18 protein-coding genes are annotated in these 19,207 nt (G+C 60.7%); 7 read left to right on the forward strand and 11 right to left on the reverse strand.

Going from position 1 to position 19,207, the window contains the following annotated elements:
- Positions 1–133: 133 nt before the first annotated feature.
- The gene (locus HKD27_RS11525) at positions 134–913 is read left to right on the forward strand and encodes an acetoin reductase (RefSeq protein WP_194689614.1); all 780 of its coding nucleotides are present in this window, start codon (positions 134–136) and stop codon (positions 911–913) included.
- Between the two features lie 41 nt (positions 914–954).
- Here HKD27_RS11525 and HKD27_RS11530 read toward each other — a convergent pair whose 3' ends face one another.
- The 4 genes from HKD27_RS11530 to HKD27_RS11545 all read right to left on the reverse strand — a co-directional run bounded on the left by HKD27_RS11530 (position 955) and on the right by HKD27_RS11545 (position 5,480).
- The gene (locus HKD27_RS11530; protein ID WP_062496762.1) at positions 955–1,680 is read right to left on the reverse strand and encodes a glycine betaine ABC transporter substrate-binding protein; all 726 of its coding nucleotides are present in this window, start codon (positions 1,678–1,680) and stop codon (positions 955–957) included.
- Between the two features lie 75 nt (positions 1,681–1,755).
- Complete coding sequence (locus tag HKD27_RS11535; protein ID WP_194689613.1) at positions 1,756–3,852, reverse strand: M13 family metallopeptidase; 2,097 nt, start codon at positions 3,850–3,852, stop codon at positions 1,756–1,758.
- Between the two features lie 71 nt (positions 3,853–3,923).
- Positions 3,924–4,559: a Dabb family protein gene (locus tag HKD27_RS11540; protein ID WP_194689612.1), complete on the reverse strand. Its 636-nt coding sequence runs from the start codon at positions 4,557–4,559 to the stop codon at positions 3,924–3,926.
- Positions 4,560–4,658: 99 nt separating this feature from the next.
- A complete protein-coding gene (locus HKD27_RS11545; protein ID WP_194689611.1) occupies positions 4,659–5,480 on the reverse strand; it encodes an acyl-ACP desaturase in 822 nt (273 codons plus the stop codon).
- A 103-nt stretch (positions 5,481–5,583) separates the two neighbouring features.
- On the opposite strand from HKD27_RS11545, the gene bioB reads away from it, so the two are divergent.
- The 4 genes from bioB to HKD27_RS11565 all read left to right on the forward strand — a co-directional run bounded on the left by bioB (position 5,584) and on the right by HKD27_RS11565 (position 10,347).
- The gene (bioB, locus tag HKD27_RS11550; RefSeq protein WP_194689610.1) at positions 5,584–6,624 is read left to right on the forward strand and encodes a biotin synthase BioB; all 1,041 of its coding nucleotides are present in this window, start codon (positions 5,584–5,586) and stop codon (positions 6,622–6,624) included.
- A 123-nt stretch (positions 6,625–6,747) separates the two neighbouring features.
- Positions 6,748–8,049 carry an Hsp70 family protein gene (locus HKD27_RS11555; RefSeq protein WP_194689609.1) on the forward strand — a complete coding sequence of 434 codons (1,302 nt, stop codon included), beginning with the start codon at positions 6,748–6,750 and terminating at the stop codon, positions 8,047–8,049.
- Positions 8,050–8,324: 275 nt separating this feature from the next.
- Positions 8,325–9,908 carry a carbohydrate porin gene (locus HKD27_RS11560; protein WP_194689608.1) on the forward strand — a complete coding sequence of 528 codons (1,584 nt, stop codon included), beginning with the start codon at positions 8,325–8,327 and terminating at the stop codon, positions 9,906–9,908.
- A gap of 157 nt (positions 9,909–10,065) precedes the next feature.
- Positions 10,066–10,347, forward strand: a complete 282-nt coding sequence (locus HKD27_RS11565) for a hypothetical protein (RefSeq protein WP_228120317.1) — start codon at positions 10,066–10,068, stop codon at positions 10,345–10,347.
- 59 nt (positions 10,348–10,406) lie between these two features.
- On the opposite strand, the gene HKD27_RS11570 is transcribed toward HKD27_RS11565, so the two are convergent.
- The 5 genes from HKD27_RS11570 to HKD27_RS11590 are packed head-to-tail and all read right to left on the reverse strand — an operon-like array spanning position 10,407 to position 16,113.
- Positions 10,407–11,309 carry a hypothetical protein gene (locus tag HKD27_RS11570; protein WP_194689607.1) on the reverse strand — a complete coding sequence of 301 codons (903 nt, stop codon included), beginning with the start codon at positions 11,307–11,309 and terminating at the stop codon, positions 10,407–10,409.
- A complete protein-coding gene (locus tag HKD27_RS11575) occupies positions 11,306–12,262 on the reverse strand; it encodes an MlaD family protein (protein ID WP_011253539.1) in 957 nt (318 codons plus the stop codon). Before HKD27_RS11575 ends, HKD27_RS11570 begins: the two co-directional genes overlap by 4 nt.
- Positions 12,262–12,981: a hypothetical protein gene (locus tag HKD27_RS11580; RefSeq protein WP_062496774.1), complete on the reverse strand. Its 720-nt coding sequence runs from the start codon at positions 12,979–12,981 to the stop codon at positions 12,262–12,264. The genes HKD27_RS11575 and HKD27_RS11580 overlap by 1 nt, the downstream gene beginning before the upstream one ends.
- The gene (locus tag HKD27_RS11585; protein ID WP_062496776.1) at positions 12,974–13,798 is read right to left on the reverse strand and encodes an ABC transporter permease; all 825 of its coding nucleotides are present in this window, start codon (positions 13,796–13,798) and stop codon (positions 12,974–12,976) included. Before HKD27_RS11585 ends, HKD27_RS11580 begins: the two co-directional genes overlap by 8 nt.
- On the reverse strand, positions 13,795–16,113 hold the full coding sequence (locus HKD27_RS11590) for a cache domain-containing protein (protein ID WP_194689606.1): 2,319 nt from the start codon (positions 16,111–16,113) through the stop codon (positions 13,795–13,797). The genes HKD27_RS11585 and HKD27_RS11590 overlap by 4 nt, the downstream gene beginning before the upstream one ends.
- Before the next feature lie 276 nt (positions 16,114–16,389).
- Here HKD27_RS11590 and HKD27_RS11595 point away from each other — a divergent pair, with 276 nt between their 5' ends.
- A complete protein-coding gene (locus tag HKD27_RS11595) occupies positions 16,390–17,202 on the forward strand; it encodes a folate-binding protein YgfZ (RefSeq protein ID WP_194689605.1) in 813 nt (270 codons plus the stop codon).
- Positions 17,199–17,609, forward strand: a complete 411-nt coding sequence (gene hisI, locus HKD27_RS11600) for a phosphoribosyl-AMP cyclohydrolase (protein ID WP_194689604.1) — start codon at positions 17,199–17,201, stop codon at positions 17,607–17,609. The genes HKD27_RS11595 and hisI overlap by 4 nt, the downstream gene beginning before the upstream one ends.
- Here hisI and HKD27_RS11605 read toward each other — a convergent pair.
- Both HKD27_RS11605 and fghA read right to left on the reverse strand, forming a co-directional pair.
- Positions 17,597–18,361 (reverse strand): ribonuclease T2 family protein, encoded by a 765-nt coding sequence (locus HKD27_RS11605; RefSeq protein ID WP_062496780.1) that lies wholly within the window; start codon positions 18,359–18,361, stop codon positions 17,597–17,599. The two genes, hisI and HKD27_RS11605, sit on opposite strands and share 13 nt — an antisense overlap.
- On the reverse strand, positions 18,358–19,206 hold the full coding sequence (gene fghA / locus HKD27_RS11610; protein WP_194689603.1) for an S-formylglutathione hydrolase: 849 nt from the start codon (positions 19,204–19,206) through the stop codon (positions 18,358–18,360). Before fghA ends, HKD27_RS11605 begins: the two co-directional genes overlap by 4 nt.
- Position 19,207 lies beyond the last annotated feature (1 nt).

The following is a 19,207-nucleotide window of genomic DNA, read 5'->3' on the forward strand; positions in this document are numbered from 1 at the left end:
CCCTTTGACACAATCCTGTGTCAGGCCTGCCGAACAGGCGATTTTTTGTGGAATACGGAAAGCAAAGGGTCGATGGTTCCCGCCGTCATGCCAGTCAGCTGCCGATGACGGACAATCGAAGGATCTTTTTTCAATGTCCCTTTCTGGAAAAATCGCCGCAGTCACGGGTGCAGCCCAGGGTATCGGCAAGGCCATTGCACTTCGTCTGGCCAAGGATGGCGCGGATGTCATCCTGCTCGACGTCAAGCAGGAAACGCTTGCCGAAACCGCAAAGGAAGTTGAAGCCCTCGGCCGGCGCGCTGTGGCCCTGACGGCCGATATCAGCAACCGCGACCAGTTCCGCAGCACACTGGCCGATGCTGCGAAGACGCTCGGCGGCCTGGACATCATGGTCAACAATGCCGGGATCTGTCAGGTCAAGCCGATCCTGGACATCGAGCCTGCGGAAATCGAGAAGATCTTCAGCATCAACGTTCAGGGCGTGCTCTGGGGCATGCAGGCGGCTGCCGCCCTCTTCAAGGAGAAGGGCACCAAGGGCAAGATCATCAATGCCTGTTCGATCGCCGGGCATGAAGGCTATCCCCTTCTGGGCGCCTATTCCGCAACCAAGTTTGCCGTTCGCGCCCTGACACAGTCGGCAGCCAAGGAACTTGCCTCCTCGGGCATCACGGTCAATTCCTATTGCCCGGGCATCGTGGGCACGGACATGTGGGTCACGATCGACAAGCGCATGGCCGAAATCACCGGTACGGAAATCGGCGCGACCTACAAGAAATACGTTGAAGGAATTGCTCTTGGCCGCGTGGAGACGGCGGACGATGTGGCGGGCTTCGTTGCCTATCTGTCCAGCAGCGACGCCGATTACATGACGGGTCAGTCCGTCCTGATCGACGGTGGTCTCGTTTTCCGCTGAGATTATAAAAAAGGGGGCCGGTTTCCCGCGCCCCCTTTTTATCAGCGACCGATGAGACGGCCGCGCTGCCAGGCTTCGGCAGCCCCTTCCGGGTCCTGCCCTTCAACGGAAATGACATAGTCCAGGGCGCTCATGACCCTGTTGCCGAGCATCATTTCCGAAAGCTCGTCGAGCAGATCGCTGTCCGCCTGACGGGCCACGTCTTCACGCATGATCATCCGGGCCGACATTTCGCCGCCCAGCAGATGGGCCGGATCTTCGATCACGGTCAGCAGATCCGTATGGAAGACCGCATGAGGCTGTGTCGCCACGACCAACGGCTTCTCTCCGGCATCGCGGGCCTTTTCCAGACGCTCGATCAGCGCCCCTTCCCCGATGCTTTCAATCGGCAGTACCGACAGGGCCGGAAGCTGCTTGAGGGCTTCTTCCAGCGCCTGACGGCTGTCATCGCTGACGATGATGCGGTCTACATCCGCGGATGTCAGCGTCCCGACGGCACCCAGCGGCGACAGGGCCGCAAAACTGACGACAGGCTGGTACAGATCGCCCAGAACCCGACGACCCGGACCGGCAAATTTTTCGTCCCGCGGGAACCATGCGGAGACGAGAAGATCGACTTCCGCCCCTTCGAGAGCGTCCTCGATATCATCGGGGTCCAGATCGACATATTCGACCTCGACCTCGTAAGCCTCAAGAACGCGCGCGACCGCGCTGGCACAGCCCGCATGCAACGAGGTGTACAGATGGCCGATCGTCATTTGCGTCATGAGAATGGGTCCGTCAGGTAGAAAAAGTAAAACGTGAGACCGTGATTAGGCCCCACGTTCCGATTTGTCACGACCTTACCAGATCTTTACGCGCTGATCCGGTGCCAGATAGAGCTTCTGGCCGGGCTTCACGTCGAACGCATCATACCAGGCATCGATATTGTGAGCCGGGATGTTCACGCGCGTGATGGCCGGGGCGTGCTCGTTCGACAGCATCTGCTGACGCAGCGCATCCGGACGATCCTTTTCACGCCAGACCTGGGCCCAGCCGAGGAACACGCGCTGGTCGCCGGTCAGACCGTGCACGACCGGCGCGGGCTTGCCGTGCAGCGAGTCATGATAGGCCTGCAGACCGAGGTTCAGCCCGCCGGAATCCGCGATGTTTTCGCCCATGGTCATCTTGCCGTTCACATGCGCACCCGGCAGGACTTCCTGTGCGTCGTACTGCGCGCCCAGACGGTCGGCCAGCTTCTGGAAGGCATCCGTGGAGGCCTTGGTCCACCAGTCGCTCAGACGGCCATGCTCGTCGTAATGACGGCCCTGGTCGTCGAAACCATGGCTCATTTCGTGACCGATCACGCCACCAATGGCACCGTAATTGACGGCGACATCACCCTTCGGATCGAAGAACGGCGGCTGAAGGATCGCGGCCGGGAACACGATCTCGTTCATCGTCGGATCGTTGTAGGCGTTCACCGTCTGCGGCGTCATGCCCCATTCGTCACGGTCAACGGGCTTGTCGAGCTTGTCCAGGTCGTGCTGCCAGTTGAACGCCACGCCACGCACGGCATTGCCGTAGACGTCGCCCTTGCGGATCTCGAGCTTGCTGTAATCCCACCACTTCTTCGGATAGCCGACCTGAATGGCGAAATGATCGAGCTTGTTCAGGGCAGCCTTGCGGGTCGGCTCGTCCATCCAGCTGTTGTGTTCGAGGCGCTCGTGGAAGGAGGCCTTCACTTTCTGCACCAGATCCGTGATCTGGGCCTGTGCGGAAGGCGGGAAGTAACGCGCGACATATTCGCGGCCCAGAGCCCAGCCCAGCGCACCATTCGTCACGCGCACAGCGCGCTTCCAGCGCGGGGACTGCTGCGCCACGCCAGACAGCGTATGGCTGTTGAACTCGAAGGACGCATCATAGAACGTGCTGGACAGATAGGCCGCAGCATTGTCCCCGAGATGGAATGCGAGCCAGGCACGCAGCGTTCCAATATCCGCCCCCTTCAGCACCGTGGCCATGGCCTTGATCCCGGCCGGCTCACGCACGTCGATCTTGCGGTTTTCCAGCCCTTCGGCCGGCAGACCGGCACTGATCAGGAACGTGGCCCAGTCGAAGTCTGGCGCAAGCTTCTGAAGCTCGGAAACCGGCATCGGATTGTAGGTCTTGAGCGGATCGCGGGTCTGGTCACGCGGGACCTCGACCTTGGCCAGCGCGGTTTCAAGATCGACGACGGCCTGAGCGTTCTTCTCGGCGTCCGGCCAGCCCTCAAGCGTCAGCATCTTGGCGATATAGGCCTGATAGGCCTTCTTCTTGTCCGCCAGCTTGGGGTTTGTGTAATAGCTCGTGTCCGGCAGGCCGAGACCGCCGCCAACGCCGATGCTCATGCCCTGATCGAGCATCAGCATGTAATGCTCGGGGTCCTTCTGGTCCTGCTCCACGCCGATCTGGAATGTCGTGAAGGCCATGGATTTGAGCGATGATCCGAATGCCGCGGCCAGACCCTTGCCGTCATTGACGTTCCGGATGGTTTCAAGGTCGGTAGCAAGCGGCTTGCCACCCAGGCGGTCAACGGCCTTCTGGTCCAGGAAGCTGGCGTAATAGGTGCCGATCTTGCCCATATCGTCCGTCGGCTGGTCAGCAACCTTCTTTGCGGCTTCGTCAAGAATGGTCTTCTGACGCGACAGGGACAGCTCATAGAGGATACGGAACGGGCCGTAGCTGCTCATGTCGCCGGGGATCTTGAGGTTCCTGAGATAGGTGCCGTTGGCATACTCGAAGAAATTGTCGCCCGGCTGGACGGCGCGGTTCATCCCGGCTTCGTCAAAGCCCCAGCCCGCGTTGTACCCGGCAGCCTGCGCGCCAGAGACCATCAGTCCTGCTGCCAGGGCAAACAGGCTGGCTCCGTGTTTCAGAGCATGTCGTGACGTAAGGAATCGTTTCACATCAAACCTCATTCCAGAGTGGTGCCCCAGAATGAGGTATAAAATATCATTTCGTCAAAAGGACGGTTAGGTCAGTTCTATAATCAGCGGGAGTGACGCGTCTTTTTCGCCTTCGGATCGGCCCCGGCAGATGTAACGGCAGCCGCAACCGTATAATCGAAAGCGACAACTTTCTCGAGATACGGAGCAGCGAATTCCTTGAAGGCCTCGTGGGCCGGATCAAAAAACGCCGGGTCCGTCAAGACCGGCTTGCCGACATAATAGTTCCGGTCACCTTCGGACCGGAACGTCACGAGAAACGCCTGCTGCAGACCGGCATCAGCCCCTTCCCCGCTGCTCTGGAAACCGGTTTCAATACTGGCGACGACCGGCTTTCCGTCAGCGCGACGGCTGTCCTGCACCAGATGCAGGAAACGGCCCGACACTTCCGCGCGCTGGGCGGTGGTTGAGTCCTTGGTATAGCGGAACATCACCATGTGCCGGACCAGACCGACACGCCAGTCGGGCGCGGTGAACTGCGCGTAGCCAATCTGCTTGGCAAGCTGCTGGGCAGACAGGGTGGCAGGACTGAGCATATCGGTTTTGACCGGCCCGGATGAGGCGATCGGCAGGGAATAGGGGTCCGCCTTTGCGGCCGGAAACTGATACAGCCCGACGGCACAGAGTGCCAGGGTGGCCCCATAGACGGCACGACGGGAGAAAAGGGCGGAAACGGTCATCTCGATCTCCGGACGCAGGGTGAAAAACTGCTGCCTTTCATGGCACAACCGCCCCGTTTCGTCTCGTTTTTTCAGTATCCCAATGTTTCGTTTCCGGACTCAGGCTTCCACGGCCTTCTGGAAGACCTTCCGGCGCCACTGCATCAGACGATAGACCAGGTTTGCAGCCAGCTTCTGCCAGCGCGAATGCGGCGTGAAACCGATGGTCTTGAAGATCATCGCCGTCACCCGATCGATATGTCTGGGCTTGTAGAAGCCCATGGCCTTGGACATGTAGGCCGCGATGCAGCGCTGGTGGTCGTAAGCCATGCCCGGCGGTTCGTTGGTCGTATGATAGGCCGAGGCCAGCTCGTCGTCCTCGCTCTCGGTCACGCGGCCCAGCGCAATCCGGGTCCGTGCCCAGACGCCCAGCTTCTCGCGCTTCAGATAGCGGCGCATGTGATCGTAGAACAGCTTGAAATGCCGGTATTCGTCGGCCGCGATCTGCTTGCAGATGGCTTTGAGCAATGGCTCGTCCGTCGCATCGGCCAGAGCCGTGTAGAAAGACGACGTACCGGTCTCGACCATACAGCGTGCGATCAGTTCACCCGTGCGGGAGCCACGGATCGAGGCGTCCACATCCGCATCGATCTGGTACGACGCACGGTAGCGGTCGAACGCCTTTTCATAATCCCAGGACGGATCAGCGAGCATGGCCCAGCGACCAAGCGCATCCCCGTGCTGCACTTCCTCGACGGCCCAGTTCTCGGCCGCCTTGCTGAAATCCGGATCCCCCACGAAGACGCGACGGAGATACTGGGCGTAGTCGAGACCGTTCTTTTCCACCACGGAAGCCGCCTTCACGAGGGGGATGATCTCGGGATCGACGCGGGAAGGATCAAAGGAATTCCAGTCCATCTGATCGATATGCCAGTGTTTCATTCTGCGACCTCGTCCGTTTTCCGGCTCATCAAGAGTGACGATGAGATGACACGATGGGACAATTTTGGGTAGGTGTGATGCAGCAACCCTTGGAGATTGATCCGTGACGGCCACCACCATGACCAAGCCAGACGTCCGCCACGACTGGACCCGCGACGAAGTCGAAGCCCTTATCAGCCTGCCTTTTCCGGAGCTGATGTACCGCGCACAGACCCTGCACCGCCGGTACTTCGACCCCACGAAAGTGCAGATTTCCACGCTTCTTTCGATCAAGACGGGCGGCTGCCCGGAAGACTGCGCCTATTGTCCGCAGAGCGCGCTGCACGAAAAAAGCGTCAAGGCCGAGCGCCTGATGGCCGTGGAGTCCGTCATGAAGGAAGCACGGGCTGCCAAGAAAGCCGGTGCGGGCCGATTCTGCATGGGAGCAGCCTGGCGCACACCGAAGGATCATGACCTCGACACCGTCTGCGAAATGATCGAGGGCGTAAAATCCCTGGGGCTGGAAACCTGCGTCACACTCGGAATGCTCGACGCGCAGCAGACCGAACGTCTCAAGAATGCGGGGCTGGACTACTACAACCACAACCTCGACACGTCCGAAGAGTTTTACGGCTCCATCATTTCCACCCGCACCTACCAGCAGCGCCTCGATACGCTCTCGAACGTGCGGGACGCGGGCATCAATGTCTGCTGCGGCGGAATCGTGGGCATGGGCGAGGACCTGTCCGACCGTGCCGGCCTGCTCATGACGCTCGCCAACCTGCCCAAGCACCCCGAAAGCGTGCCGATCAACCTGCTCGTCCGCGTCGAAGGCACCCCGCTGGGTGAGGCCGAAGCCGTCGATCCGATCACCTTCGTCCGCATCATCGCCACGGCCCGCATCATGATGCCGGAAAGCCATGTCCGCCTCGCCGCAGGCCGCGAGAACATGACGGATGAAGCCCATGCGCTGTGCTTCCTGGCGGGGGCGAACTCGATCTTCTGTGGCGAAAAGCTCCTGACCACGCCGAACCCGGCCGAACACCGCGACCGGCAGCTCCTGTCCGCGCTCGGCATGTCGCCCATGGTGCAGTCCGAAGCCGAGATGGGCACGATGCGCCCGGCCGTGACGGAAGAAGCCGTCTGCGAGATGGCCGTCTCCTGATCTTCGGTCCACGCCTGAAAGGGGAAGCGTTCGAAAGGGCGCTTCCCCTTTTTTATGCTTGGCCTTTGCCCGCTTCTTCCCTAAACCCACGCCCTTTGCCCAAACCGGAAGAAAGCAGAACCAATGACGGCGCCCGGACACAACCAGACCAAAATCCGCGTCGGAATTGACTTCGGCACCACCAACAGCGTGGTCGTGATCGCCGATGAAAACGGTAACACACACCCTGCCCGCTTCGTGTTCACGGACCACCCCACCAGCGAAACCTGTCGCACACTGCTCTGCCTGTGGATGGATCAGGAAGAGCGACGCCGCGTCATGAAGGATGCGATCGGGCTGGATGCCATCGAGGCCTATCTGGACGATCCGGCCGAGAGCCGCCTCATCATGTCCATGAAGACCTATCTTGCGCAGGGGTCTTTCCGCGAGACGCGGGTTTTCAGCAGCGTCATGACGCTCGAAGCGCTGATCGCGCGCTTTCTGACGTCGCTCATGGACAAAGCCGGACTGAACCCGAGCGATGTGAGTGCTACGATCGGCCGTCCCGTGCGCTTTGCGGGCGAGCTGGCTGATGACACACTTGGTGTGGCTCGGCTGTGCGAAAGCTTTCTGGAAGCAGGCTTTCCCGAGCCCAATATCGTCCTCGAACCCGAAGGCGCAGGCTGGCGCTTCATGCAGCGTCTGGACAGCCCGGCAACCGTTCTCGTCGGCGATTTCGGCGGCGGTACCAGCGATTTCTCGGTCATGCGCTTCGACCCGCAGGGCAGCCCACGCGTCACCACACTCGGCCATTCAGGTGTCGGCATCGCCGGAGACCAGTTCGACTACCGCATCATCAGCCATGCAGTCGCCCCGGCTCTGGGGCGCGATGCGACCTATCGCGTCATGGGCGGCCAGCCCCTGCCCGTCCCTGCCGAATGGTTCGCAAGCCTCGGCCGCTGGCACCGCCTGTCCCTGATGCGCACGCCCCAGACCCTGCGGGACATCGCCGACGTGGCCAAGACATCGTCCGAGCCGGAAAAACTTCGCAGTCTGCTGCGCCTGATCGAGGATCAGGAAGGACAGAATCTCTATCGCGCGGTCGGACAGGCCAAAAGTGACCTGTCGCGTCAGGACAGCACCATCCTGCGCTTCATTCACCGCGATCTGAAGATCGAAGAAACCATCACCCGCGCGGATTTCGAAAGCTGGATTGCGCCTGATCTGGCGCGGCTGGACGACGCCATCGAAGACGCCATGGTTCAGGCCGGGCTTGGGCCGGACGATATCGACCGGGTCTTCCTGACCGGGGGCACGTCCTTCGTGCCTGCTGTCCGCGATCTGTTCGACCGCCGTTTCGGGGCGGAGCGTGTGGACGGCGGATCAGAATTCGTCTCGGTCGCCGAAGGCCTGGCCCTCATCGAGCGTGAGCGCCATCAGGCCTGAACAGGTCCTGATCCAGTCAACAGCATCCTGAATCCGTACCAATTCGGTCTTCGGAAAAGTTGTTTCAGCCATCCTTTAAGTTGCGAAACAGCCGCGTAAATTCCCGACAATAAATTATACTTTTTTATTTAGTGAAGAAAATTCCGGATTATGTGATTGGGAATTTTCTTCATTAAGGACTTTATCTTTCCATGAAACGCTACAAACACACCCTGCACGTTCATTTTTCTTTCTGTTTTCGTGCACTATATTTAAAATAATACTCTATATTTACTATGATCTCAGGAAAGAATACCAAAATGTCTTGTAAGTATTTTTTAAAAATATTCCTGCAGATTAATATTCTTTCAGCTATTGGCACCCTTCCACTGACCGTTCATGCTCAGGATACAGCAGCGACTGCTCCACAGAACGTTCTCCCTGCGACGCCCCGCCAGTTGCCCTCCACGGCATCGGCTGTCGCGCTACCACCAGCCCAGAAAGCCCTAGCCCACCATCCGCATCCGCCCGCGCCATCCGCCGACCATCTGGGCGCAATTTTCGACACGGAGAGCATCTCGTCGCTACTCAACCGCAATGATGATGCCCTGCGGCGCAGCGATCTTACGGCCGGTTATTACGTGCCAGCAGAAGCCTTCGGTCATATTGCGCCCCAGCTTTCGCCCTACCGGAACTGGCTTGCTGAGCGTGGCTTCAGCTTCGAGTTCTCCTACAAGGGAGAAGCCATGGCGAATGTGGGCGGCGGCATCAGCAAGGGCATGTCCTACGCCCATGAACTGACCTTCAATACGCGATGGGATCTGGGGCGGCTGCTCGGACTGGATGGCTGGATCCTGCATGCGGTAATGATGGAGCGCGCGGGCCGCGAAGTGTCCTACGACCATGTCGGGGATCACCATATCCTGCTGAGCGAGGTCTACAGCCTCTCGGGTCATGCGGCGGCCCATCTGGCGGACATCTATCTTGAAAAATCGTTTTTCAACAACCGCCTCAACATCAATATCGGCCGCATCACGCTGACGCATACCTATGCGACGTCCGTGCTGCTCTGCACGTTCATGGTTCAATGCTCCGCGCCCCCCGCCATCAAGGCCGATGAGGGCTGGAGCGTCTATCCGAAAGCCAACTGGGGCGGCACTGTGCGTTTCAAACCCACACGGGACCTGACCCTGCGAACCGGCGTCTACAGGGTCGGCGCACTGACGGAAAATCCCAGCGGCTGGGCCTGGGGCAGTGAAAAATCGACGGGCATCATGCTTCCGATCGAACTGACCTGGGAGCCCTTTATCGGTCCAGATAACCTGCCAGGCCATTACAAGCTCGGCTTCGCGCACGACACATCCCCTTATGCGGATCGGCTCGGGACCATTCCGGCGATGTTCGCGAAGGAGGTCTTCCATGACGCCACCAAACCGCGCGACACGTTCTATATCGAGGCAGACCAGATGGTGTATCGCAAGGGCGGACAGCACCAGATGGCTGGCGGATACATCCTCGCCGGTTATGTACACAACACGCCCAGCGTTTCGACATTCTCGGATCAGGTCTATGTCGGCGCATCCCTGCTCGGCATTATCCCCCACAGACCGTTCGACCGTTTCGGCGTGATGTATTCCTATTATCAAATGAGCCCCGCCATCACGCTCGGCCAGCGCCTGAGACAGCTTGCGGGCATGTCCATGGGAGCGTTCGTCAACGGCCCACAAACCCATTCCGCCATTCTGGAAGCCTATTATGGCGTGCCCATCCGGCCGGGTCTCGTGTTGCAGCCGGAATTTGAATACATGATGCGCCCCGGCCAGACCTCGGTCATTCCGAACGCAACACTGGTCGGCCTCAAGGTCCTCGGAAACCTGTAAAACAAAGTCACCGATGACAGATCCGTTACTTGTGATTTAACAGAAACGTTATTCCACAATTCAGAAATTACCCGTTCGTGATTTGAGTATAAATATTCATTTACATAACCTGAAAGCCCACAAGGATTACAGCCAAGGGACTTTCCGCATGAAAACGATGCTTGCTTCTTTTTTCGTTCTTGGACTTCTGGGCGGCACAGCCCTCGCGCAGGAGCCCAAGGTTGAAAATGCCGTCGCCAGCACGACTTCAGGCGAGAAAACCCAGGTCACACAGGCAGCAGACCGCACGAACAGCGAGACCTGCAATCAGGTCTGGGTCAACACCGCGACGCATGTCTATCACGTTCAGGGCAGCTTCTGGTACGGCGCTACGGCCCATGGGACGTATATGTGTGAAGAGGATGCCAAGCGTGCAGGCAATACCCGCGGACAGTTCTGACAGACGTTACCAACAGGCGTCAGGCCCCATGGACTATGAGTTCTGACGCCTGTGCTCATTCAGTTGGATGCGCCGAGACCTGACTGATCGACCGGAGTTCCACGAACCTGCACCGTAACCTTTCCGGGTGCCGGTTTTTCAGACGCACTATCCTTGGGCGCGGCCCCATCGTCTCCAGCCTGCTTTGCCGCCACCTGCTCGCTGATTTTTTCCTGCTGGCGAAGGGCTGCAGCCTGTGGCTGATGCCCCGTCGCCTCGGCCGCATCCGCCGCCAGGGTGAGCGCACGGCGCATCCCGCGATAATCCAGCGCATCACGGCGGCTTTTCACAACCGACAGCGCCTCGCTGCTGGCCAGTTCAGGCTGACCGCGCAGCAGGTTCAGACGGGCCGTCAGTTCCTGCCGGTCAACCTGCGCGCTGGTTTCACGAAATGCCGCCAGATCATTCACGCGCTGGGCCAGAACCGTATCCTGCCTCAGATCCGCTGCGATCAGACCTGACAGGTAAAGCGCCCGTTCACGGATTCCCATATCCGGAGACTGAAGCGCGCGGCCCACCGCCTGCGAGGCGAACACCGTGTCACGAAGCCTGTACAAGGCGGCCGCGCGGATCACGGCCAGGTCGGATGTATCCGAAACACCACGCAGACTGAGCGCGGCTTCGGTCTCGCCAAGACTTTGCAGGGCTTTCTGCGGCTCGTCTTCTGCCAGCAGGACTGTCGCCAGATTGAAACCGGCCTCATGAATGGACGCCGCATCATCGCGCATCAGAGCACGGTCCATCGCGGTCCGGTACTGGGCCTCGGCCTGTGTGGCCTGACCGATGCCATAGACGCTCTTGCCGGTATCCATAGCGTCTTCATAAGACTGATCGGGCTTTGGCCCCTTCGTCTCGGTCGAAGACGAGCAGCCGCCCAGCGTCAGGACCATCAGGCCCGTACAGGCCAGAAGAACGCGCCTCATGGCCGCACCGCCTGCGCCGGCAGACGACGCGAGGGCTCCTGCTTGCTGCCCCCACCGCCCAGCAGCCACAACCCGCGCAGCTGATCCGTCAGCTTGCGCAGACTGCTCGCACTCGCCTCCGCCTGAGCCAGAAGGGCTGGAAGCTGCGCGGTGGCCGTATTGGCATGGGCCACGGTCTGCTGCACCTGCGGCATGCTCTGACGCAGGCTGGCCGTAGCGGCCCTGGCATTGGCCATCGTTCCATCCACCTTCGTCATGACGCCGCCTGCCTGTTTTTCAATGGGTCTGAGATCCGCGATGACAGCATCGAGATGAGCCAGCGCAGCATTGGCCTTGTCGAGCACGTCATCCTTGACCAGCAGTCCGCCGATCGTGCCCTGCCCTTTTCGCATGTCGGTCAGCATATCGTTGACCTGGGTGGTAATGAGCTGGACGTTGTTCATGGCCGGTACGAGCTTGTTGCGCAGATCCATGACGGTCTGGGTGATCACATCCGCCGGGTTGGCCTCGACCGTCGCCTGAAGGACCGCATAATCCCAGTCGAGCGGCTTGCCCTTGCCACGGCCCAGCTCAATGTAACTTGCGCCCGCCACGATCAGGCGATGGCGGATGATAGCCGTGCTGTCCTGCCGGATGAAGTTGGCGAACTGCGGGTCCAGATCCCCTTCCGCATACATCCGGCCCGTCTCATTGAGCTTGAGGCGCCGGATTTCACCTGCATGAACCCCCATGACCTCGATATCATTGCCGATCGCAAGTCCGGCCACGCCGCTTTCGGGCAGGACGAAATGCAGTTTCTTTTCCGGCGTCAGCCACTGGCGCAGGAAACCGGCCTCCACGACAGCGACCGAGAACATGACGATCGCGGCAAGGACAAGCAGCCCGACCCATTCATCCGCATAGCGGTTCTGAAAGAGCGGACGGGCGGTTTCGGTCTGGCGTACGCGAAACATCAGGAACCTCGCATCGAAAACAGTCCGTCATCATAAAGGCGCAGGCGGATGGTGGCGTCGGACGCATAATCCCCCCACCCGCTTTCATCCGGAGCCATCCACACAACCGCACATCCCCGGTCCCGCAGATCAGTCACGAGAGACAGGAACGCATCCATCAGACTGACCGAGGCCCCTTCCATCGGATGCTCCAGCAGCAGAAGCGCCGGCTCGCCCATCATGGCCCGCACACAGGCCGCACGCTGGCGGTCCATGGCCGACAGGCGGTTCGGCGGGATCACCGGAAGACCCGGCAGCCCGAGCCGGACGGCAAGATGCACGGCCTGCGACTGAAGCCTGTCGATCGGGATACGTGTATGGTGCAGTTGTGGCCACAGGATGTTCATATGGGTCCCGTACAGGTCCACCCATCCACCCGTCATCACGACCCGCCCGATCCGGCCCCGCAGCGCGTTGCTGCGCCGTTCATCAAGATCGGCCCAGTCCAGCCCCATGCAGCGGACATGACCATCGCCCAGCGGAATGAGACCAACGCACATATCGGCAAACAGTGCCGCCTGTCCCATATCCCGGCACTCGATCAAGGCACATTCGCCAGCGTTGAGACGCAGGTTGTAGCGGCTCGACACCAGACCGCTCTCATCGAACTGCGGCTTGGCGTCCAGCAACTCCAGCCGGGCATCCAGGGAGTTGGGGAAAACGTCGTCAGTCTCAGCCATCGAAGCACACGCTGAAAACGACGTTGATGACCATGATGGACAGCATCCCGCGCGCAAACCCGCGCGGCAGCATGCTCGACAGGTCGTCCTCGGTGGTGACATCCATGCCGGACAGGCACGAGCATACGCCCACGGCATAACCGCTGAAAATGAACTTGGCCGGGATCACAAAATAGTCGATCGGCTTCACGCTGCTGACCACCTGATCCAGAAACGCCCAGATCGGCATCGTGATCGCATCCTCGACACGACAGACGGCATAGCCGACCAGAAGGGCCGTCATGCTGAAAATAACACCAAGCGTGAAGCCGCTGATCGTCATGGCGAGGCTGCGCGGCACCAGGAACGAGATGAACGGATCGATCCCCATCCCCGTCATGGCACGCATCTGCCCACCCGTCGTGAGCGTGCCGAGTTCGGTCAGCATCAGCATCCCCGACCGGCCCAGCAGGATCACACCCACCAGAACCGGGGCGATCTCACGCACCAGAACCGTGGAGAGGATGGAGCCCGTCATCTGTGCCATGCCCGCAAAGCCGAGCCAGTAGACAGTCTGCGCCACGATGCCGAAACCCGTCAGCGCCGCCGTCACCAGCGTGCTGAGAATGCCGCCGCCCACGGCCTGATGCAGGGAGGCCCAGAATTCGATCCGCACCGTCCGCCGCCAGGTCGTCAGCCGCGTCGCCTCGCGCATGATGCCCCAGCCAGCACCGATCATCATGAGCGTAAAGCGCATCTGCGTGCGGGAGAAATATCCCAGATGCACCAGCATGCTCCGGACCATCGTGATCCGGTCGAGATTGCGCAGCACTTTCATCGACGGCCCGCCAGAATGAAGCTGCGGGTAATTCCGCTATGGGGCAGGTAGAACATTCCCCTCTCACGGAAGAGGAAATGTTCCCGCAGGATCATATAAGCCTGTTCGGACACCTGGATCGTCCCCGCATCCGGTGCGCTTCCGGTCAGCAACTCGGCACCATTGAGCGCATCGCCCCAGATATTGAAGACCGAAGGCCCTTCTCCGAGCTCCGATGCCATGACCGAACCGACATCCATGCCGATCCGGAACACGGGGTCCAGATCCGCCGCGGCCAGCGAGGACAGGCAGGCCTCGCGGATCGAGACCGCCGCGTCCGCCAGCCGGACAGCCGCGGACGGGTCCGGCGTCTGCGAACAGCCGCCCACGAGGACAAGCCGGTTGCTCACGACCTGAACGGAGAACAGCCCGCTGTCACGCGCGATTTTCTGGATTTCCAGACTGAGTGTGCGGATGACGTTCATGGCGCGCGCGATGCTGTCACGGTCCGGCGCATAAGGGTCCACGAAGGAAATGACCATAACCGGAACCTGCGGATACACACCCGCCGCAACCGGCTCACCGGCCGTGGCCGAAGGCTCCAGAAGAAAGCCCTCGTCGAACCGCGTATCATGCTTTTCGGTCGGTATCGCCAGACCGGAACCACCCTCGCCCTCCGCCGCATCGAACGGCTTGGCAAAGCGCAGGGCCACGATGGAGCCCACGATGGCGATAATGTGCTCCATCGTCTCCGGTTGCCCCGGATCTTCCAGCACGATCACGCCAACGGTCTTGTGCGCGTTGCGGACCGGCTGGAACAGCAGCGTGTTCGCCCCCACGGCCCGCATGATGACACGCTGGAAGTTCTGGGTGCGCTCGTCCTGCGAAGCATCCGCGATCGACAGGGTATGCCCCTCGTCCAGAGCCTCGAACAGCTTACCATTGTCCCGCCGGCTGATCTCGACGCCCGTGCTATGCACGTCACGCGACGGATCAAAAGCATCCTCGCAGAGCAGACGGTCCCCATCCGGCAGCAGGCGCCACAGACTGGCACGCCGCGCGCTGGTCCGCGCCGTCAGGGCCTCGGTCAGGATCGGCACTTCATGCGCGGGATCGAACAGGTCCGGCGTGCTGGCAATTTCCAGAAGCGAGGCATTCTCCGCCTTGACCTGATCCCGCCCCCGCTGGAGCCGCTTTCTCAGACGTTCCACATGCCGCCCCTGCGCGACCAGCGCGAGCGCCAGCACCGAGGCCAGTCCGACGACCAGCAGCGAAAACCCGATATTCTGCCGCCGGGCCGTCTGGGCAAAATCGGCAAAATCACTTTCCGGCGCATTCAGCAGCAGCACCCAGTGCCGGTGCACAAACGGCAGTTCGGAGGCGATGGTGACGTAATTCTTGCCCCGCGCCTGCACCACGCCCGTGCCCGGCCCCTTGATACGGAAACGGTTGAGCGCATGGATAAAGACGGGCTGCGTCTTGGGATCAAGGAACACATTCCCCGGATCGAAGGTCTTCGGATCCTGGCCGGCCGCGACATTGTGCCCGGCGATGATCTGGCCGTGCATGTCCACGATCACCGCCTGTCCGCTGCGCCCGACCTGAAGTTTATTGAGGAACGAGGTCAGCTGGTTCAGCGAAATGTTGATCGCAAAGACCGATTTGTGCCCGTCATGTCCATCAAAGGCGAGCGAAGCCGTGATGATGAACTGATGCGTCGAAATATAGGCGTAGGGGTCGGTCCAGTGGAGCTGCCGTTCCGGGTCGTTCTGATGCTTGACGGCTTTTGCGAACCACGGGCGCGTGACGACATTATAGCCCTCTGCCGGATCCGAGCTCTCGCCCGTAACGTTGCCGTCCTTGTCTGTATAGACGTGATGATAGACCTGCTTGCCGTCATCGGTCTGGAAATGGGTCTGCTCGAACCCGTCCTGACCGTGGCGCGTGATCATCCAGAACTGGCCCTGATCGTTCGCGATATAGAAGCTGTCCACCTGCGGCGTATGCGTCAGGATGGAGCGTCCGTAGAGCATGAACGTGTCAGGCGTGACGTTGGTCAGCGGATCGCGGAACATGTCCTGCGCGATCAGGGCACCAATGGAGGCCGGGGCCAGATAGTCGCTGACCTCCTGCGTCACGTAGCGCTGCTGGCTGCGCAGAAGATCGTTGGAGAGCGAAATCGCGCCCTTGCGGGTCGTCTGGTAATTGTGAAGGCTGATGCCCGTAATCGCCGCGATGACCAGAAGCACGCCCACGAGAGGACCCAGGATCTGGAAGATCCGGCGGCGGTCGCTGGCAGGGCTCTGGGTGGGGTCCACGATTTCTGCGGCTGACAACGTTCTTTCACTCCGGACAGAGACGGGTTCGCGGAACAGGGCCATACTACCGCGATAAAACAATATCCTCCGACTATTACCAGACTGCAACCCGCAGCCACGAACTGAAACATGCCCTCACATCAGAAATTTACCATTTTCACATAATCCGTGGGAGGGCTTCCCAGTCATTCCGTCCCGACGCAGAGATGGCGGATGACGGATTTGCCCGCTATGGTCGGGCGCTTTTCCAGCAGGGTGGTTTTGCTGGAAGCTGTCGGAACAGCGGTGTCTCATATGCACGAATATCTTTCTCACCGCGCCGTCCTGTCATTTACGGGAACGGACCGCGCCAGCTTTCTTCAGGGGCTCGTCACCAATGACGTCCAGCACCTGACGGACACGACAGCCGTCTGGAGCGCCCTGCTCACGCCACAGGGGCGCTGGCTGAGCGAATTCTTCCTGTATGCCACGCCTGACCGCATCCTGATGGACTGTCCGGCCGATCACGCGGAAATGCTCGCCAAGCGCCTCTCCCGCTTCCGTCTGCGCGCGGACGTGCAGATTGAGAACACGCCGTTGCAGATCATCACGGGCGCTGAAGGCCGCGCGGTTCCGGAAACCGTCCTCACGAGTGCCCCAGACCCGCGATGCGAGGGGGCTGGATGGCGGGCGGTCGTGACGGAACCCGCTCAGGGGGGTGAAACGCCCGCCGCATTTCTGGAACGACGTCTGACGCTGGGTCTGCCGGACGTCATGGATTTCGAGAGCGAGCAGACACTGGCACTCGAAGCCGACATGGATCTGCTGCACGGCGTGTCCTGGAAAAAGGGCTGCTATATGGGGCAGGAACTCACCGCCCGCACCCATTACCGCGGCCTCGTCAAACGCCGCCTGCTGCCCGTCGCCCTGTCGGAGGGCACCTTCCCCGACGAAGGCGGCATCGTCGTTTCCGGTGAGCGTGAAGTGGGCGACATCCGCTCCCGCAGCGGTAATCGGGCGCTCGCCATGCTGCGACGTGACGCCTGGTCCGCATCGGACCTGACATGCAATGGGCAGCCGCTTTCTGTAGTCTGGCCCGTCTGGTTTCCTGAGGAGATGCGTTCGTGACCTATGTTCCCCCCACCCCGTCCATTGTCGATGACATCATCGCGCAGGTGAAGTTCGACGCGAACGGCCTGATTTCCGCGCTCGCGCAGGCGCCGGATGGCGTGGTACTGATGCTGGCCTGGATGAATGCGGATGCCCTGCGCGAGACACTCCTGACGGGCCGTGTCTGTTACTGGTCGCGCAGCCGCCAGAAGCTGTGGCGCAAGGGGGAGACCTCGGGCCAACAGCAGAAGCTTATCGAAGCCCGGCTCGACTGCGACATGGATGCCGTTCTCATGATTGTCGACCAGACCGGCGTAGCCTGCCACACCGGTCGGCGGAGCTGTTTCTATCACGGGGTAACGCCGGACGGGCTGCGCGATACCTCGCAGCCCGAAATCAGCGCCGAAGAGCTTTACGGCCGCTGATCAGCCGCAGACGGCGCCGTCCAGCCCGGCACGAGGAATGTGGCCGGGCAGCCGTTCTGGTCGTCCGGTGAGGACAGATAGGCGCCTTCATAGGGGAAACGCGACAGCTTCTTCGGGTCCAGCGTGAACCAGAGCTGCGTCAGCACCATCTGGCCGTTATGGGCCGGTTCGCAGCGGATCTGAAGCGCCCGGCTGTCACGAACATTCATCAGACGCACGAAGGTAGCCAGCATGTCATCGCGGTTGACCTGAAATCCGGACTGTTGCGCCAGCCACAACCCGAAGGCCGAAGCCGCAAACCGGTCGCGCATTTCCATGGACGTGATGAAGAAGCGGTCCGCATCATAGCCAAAGCAGCGCGCATGCTTGGTGTATTCATGCACGTAAAGCGGCTTCTTCAGATGCGGCACGACGCCACGCAGCGCCTCAACCGTTGTCGGCAGAAGCTGCGGCGGCGTGTCATTATGATCGTAGAGATCACAGCCCTTGGACCACCATTCCTGCACCGGCACGCCCTGTGCTTCCAGAGCATGCGGCTCAGAGGCCCAAAGCCCGTGCAGACCGATCGAGATGCGATGTGTCTGGTCCCATTCACATCCACCGCCCGAAGCGCAGAACCCCGGCTGCCAAGTCAGGGCGAGCGTGTCATGCCGGAAATCGGTATGGGCCGTGGGCGTGATCGAAGGGCCGGTCGGAACCTGCGAGACGCAGCCCCCCAGCAGGAAAAGAGCGGCAAGAACGGAACGCTTCACGCAGAGAGCCCTTTGGCATGGTGGATCAGATGGTCCGCGATGAAACTCTGCACGAACCAGTAGGAATGATCATACGCGGCATGACGGCGGAGTTCGAGGGACTGTCCGCCTTCCTTTGCGGCCCCCTCCAGCGCATCCGGGCACAGATCCGCCAGATACTGGTCCATCAGCCCCTGATCCACGAGAATGGTGGACGGATGGGTATGCTTCGCGCGCAACAGAAGTGTCGGGTCGCAACTCTGCCATTTCGCCGGATCGCCGCCGAAATACGCATCGAAGGCCTTCTGCCCCCAGGGCACAATGCTTGGATGGCAGATCGGCGCAAAAGCCGAGACGGTCTTCCAGCGATCGGGATATTTCAGAGCCTGAAGCAGCGCCCCCATCCCGCCCATGGAATGTCCCATGATGCCGCGCCGGGTGCCGTCCAACGGATAGAGCCGCTCCGTCAGAGCGGGCAGTTCCTCGCCGACATAGGTCTCCATCCGGTAGTGATGGCTCCAGGGTTCGGACGTGGCGTCGATATAGAAGCCAGCACCCGATCCCAGATCGTAACTGTCATCCTCGCCCTTGATACCCGTATGGCGCGGGGACGTATCCGGGGCGACGAGTGCAATGCCATGTTCGGCGGCGAAGCGGATGGCGTTGGCCTTGATGAGGAATGTCTCCTGCGTCGCGGTCAGCCCGGCCAGCAGATGAATGACGGGGACTTTCTGCCCTGCCAGAGCCTCTTTGGGCAGGAAAACCCCGAACGTCGCAGGAACGCCCAGAGCCTCCGAATTGTGCCGGATGAACCGAACGGAGCCATCAAAACAGGCGTGATGCGCCAGAACCTCGATATCCGCCATG

Origin of the sequence: Gluconobacter sp. R75690 (assembly GCF_015244525.1) — a bacterium.
In the GTDB taxonomy this organism is placed as follows: domain Bacteria; phylum Pseudomonadota; class Alphaproteobacteria; order Acetobacterales; family Acetobacteraceae; genus Gluconobacter; species Gluconobacter potus.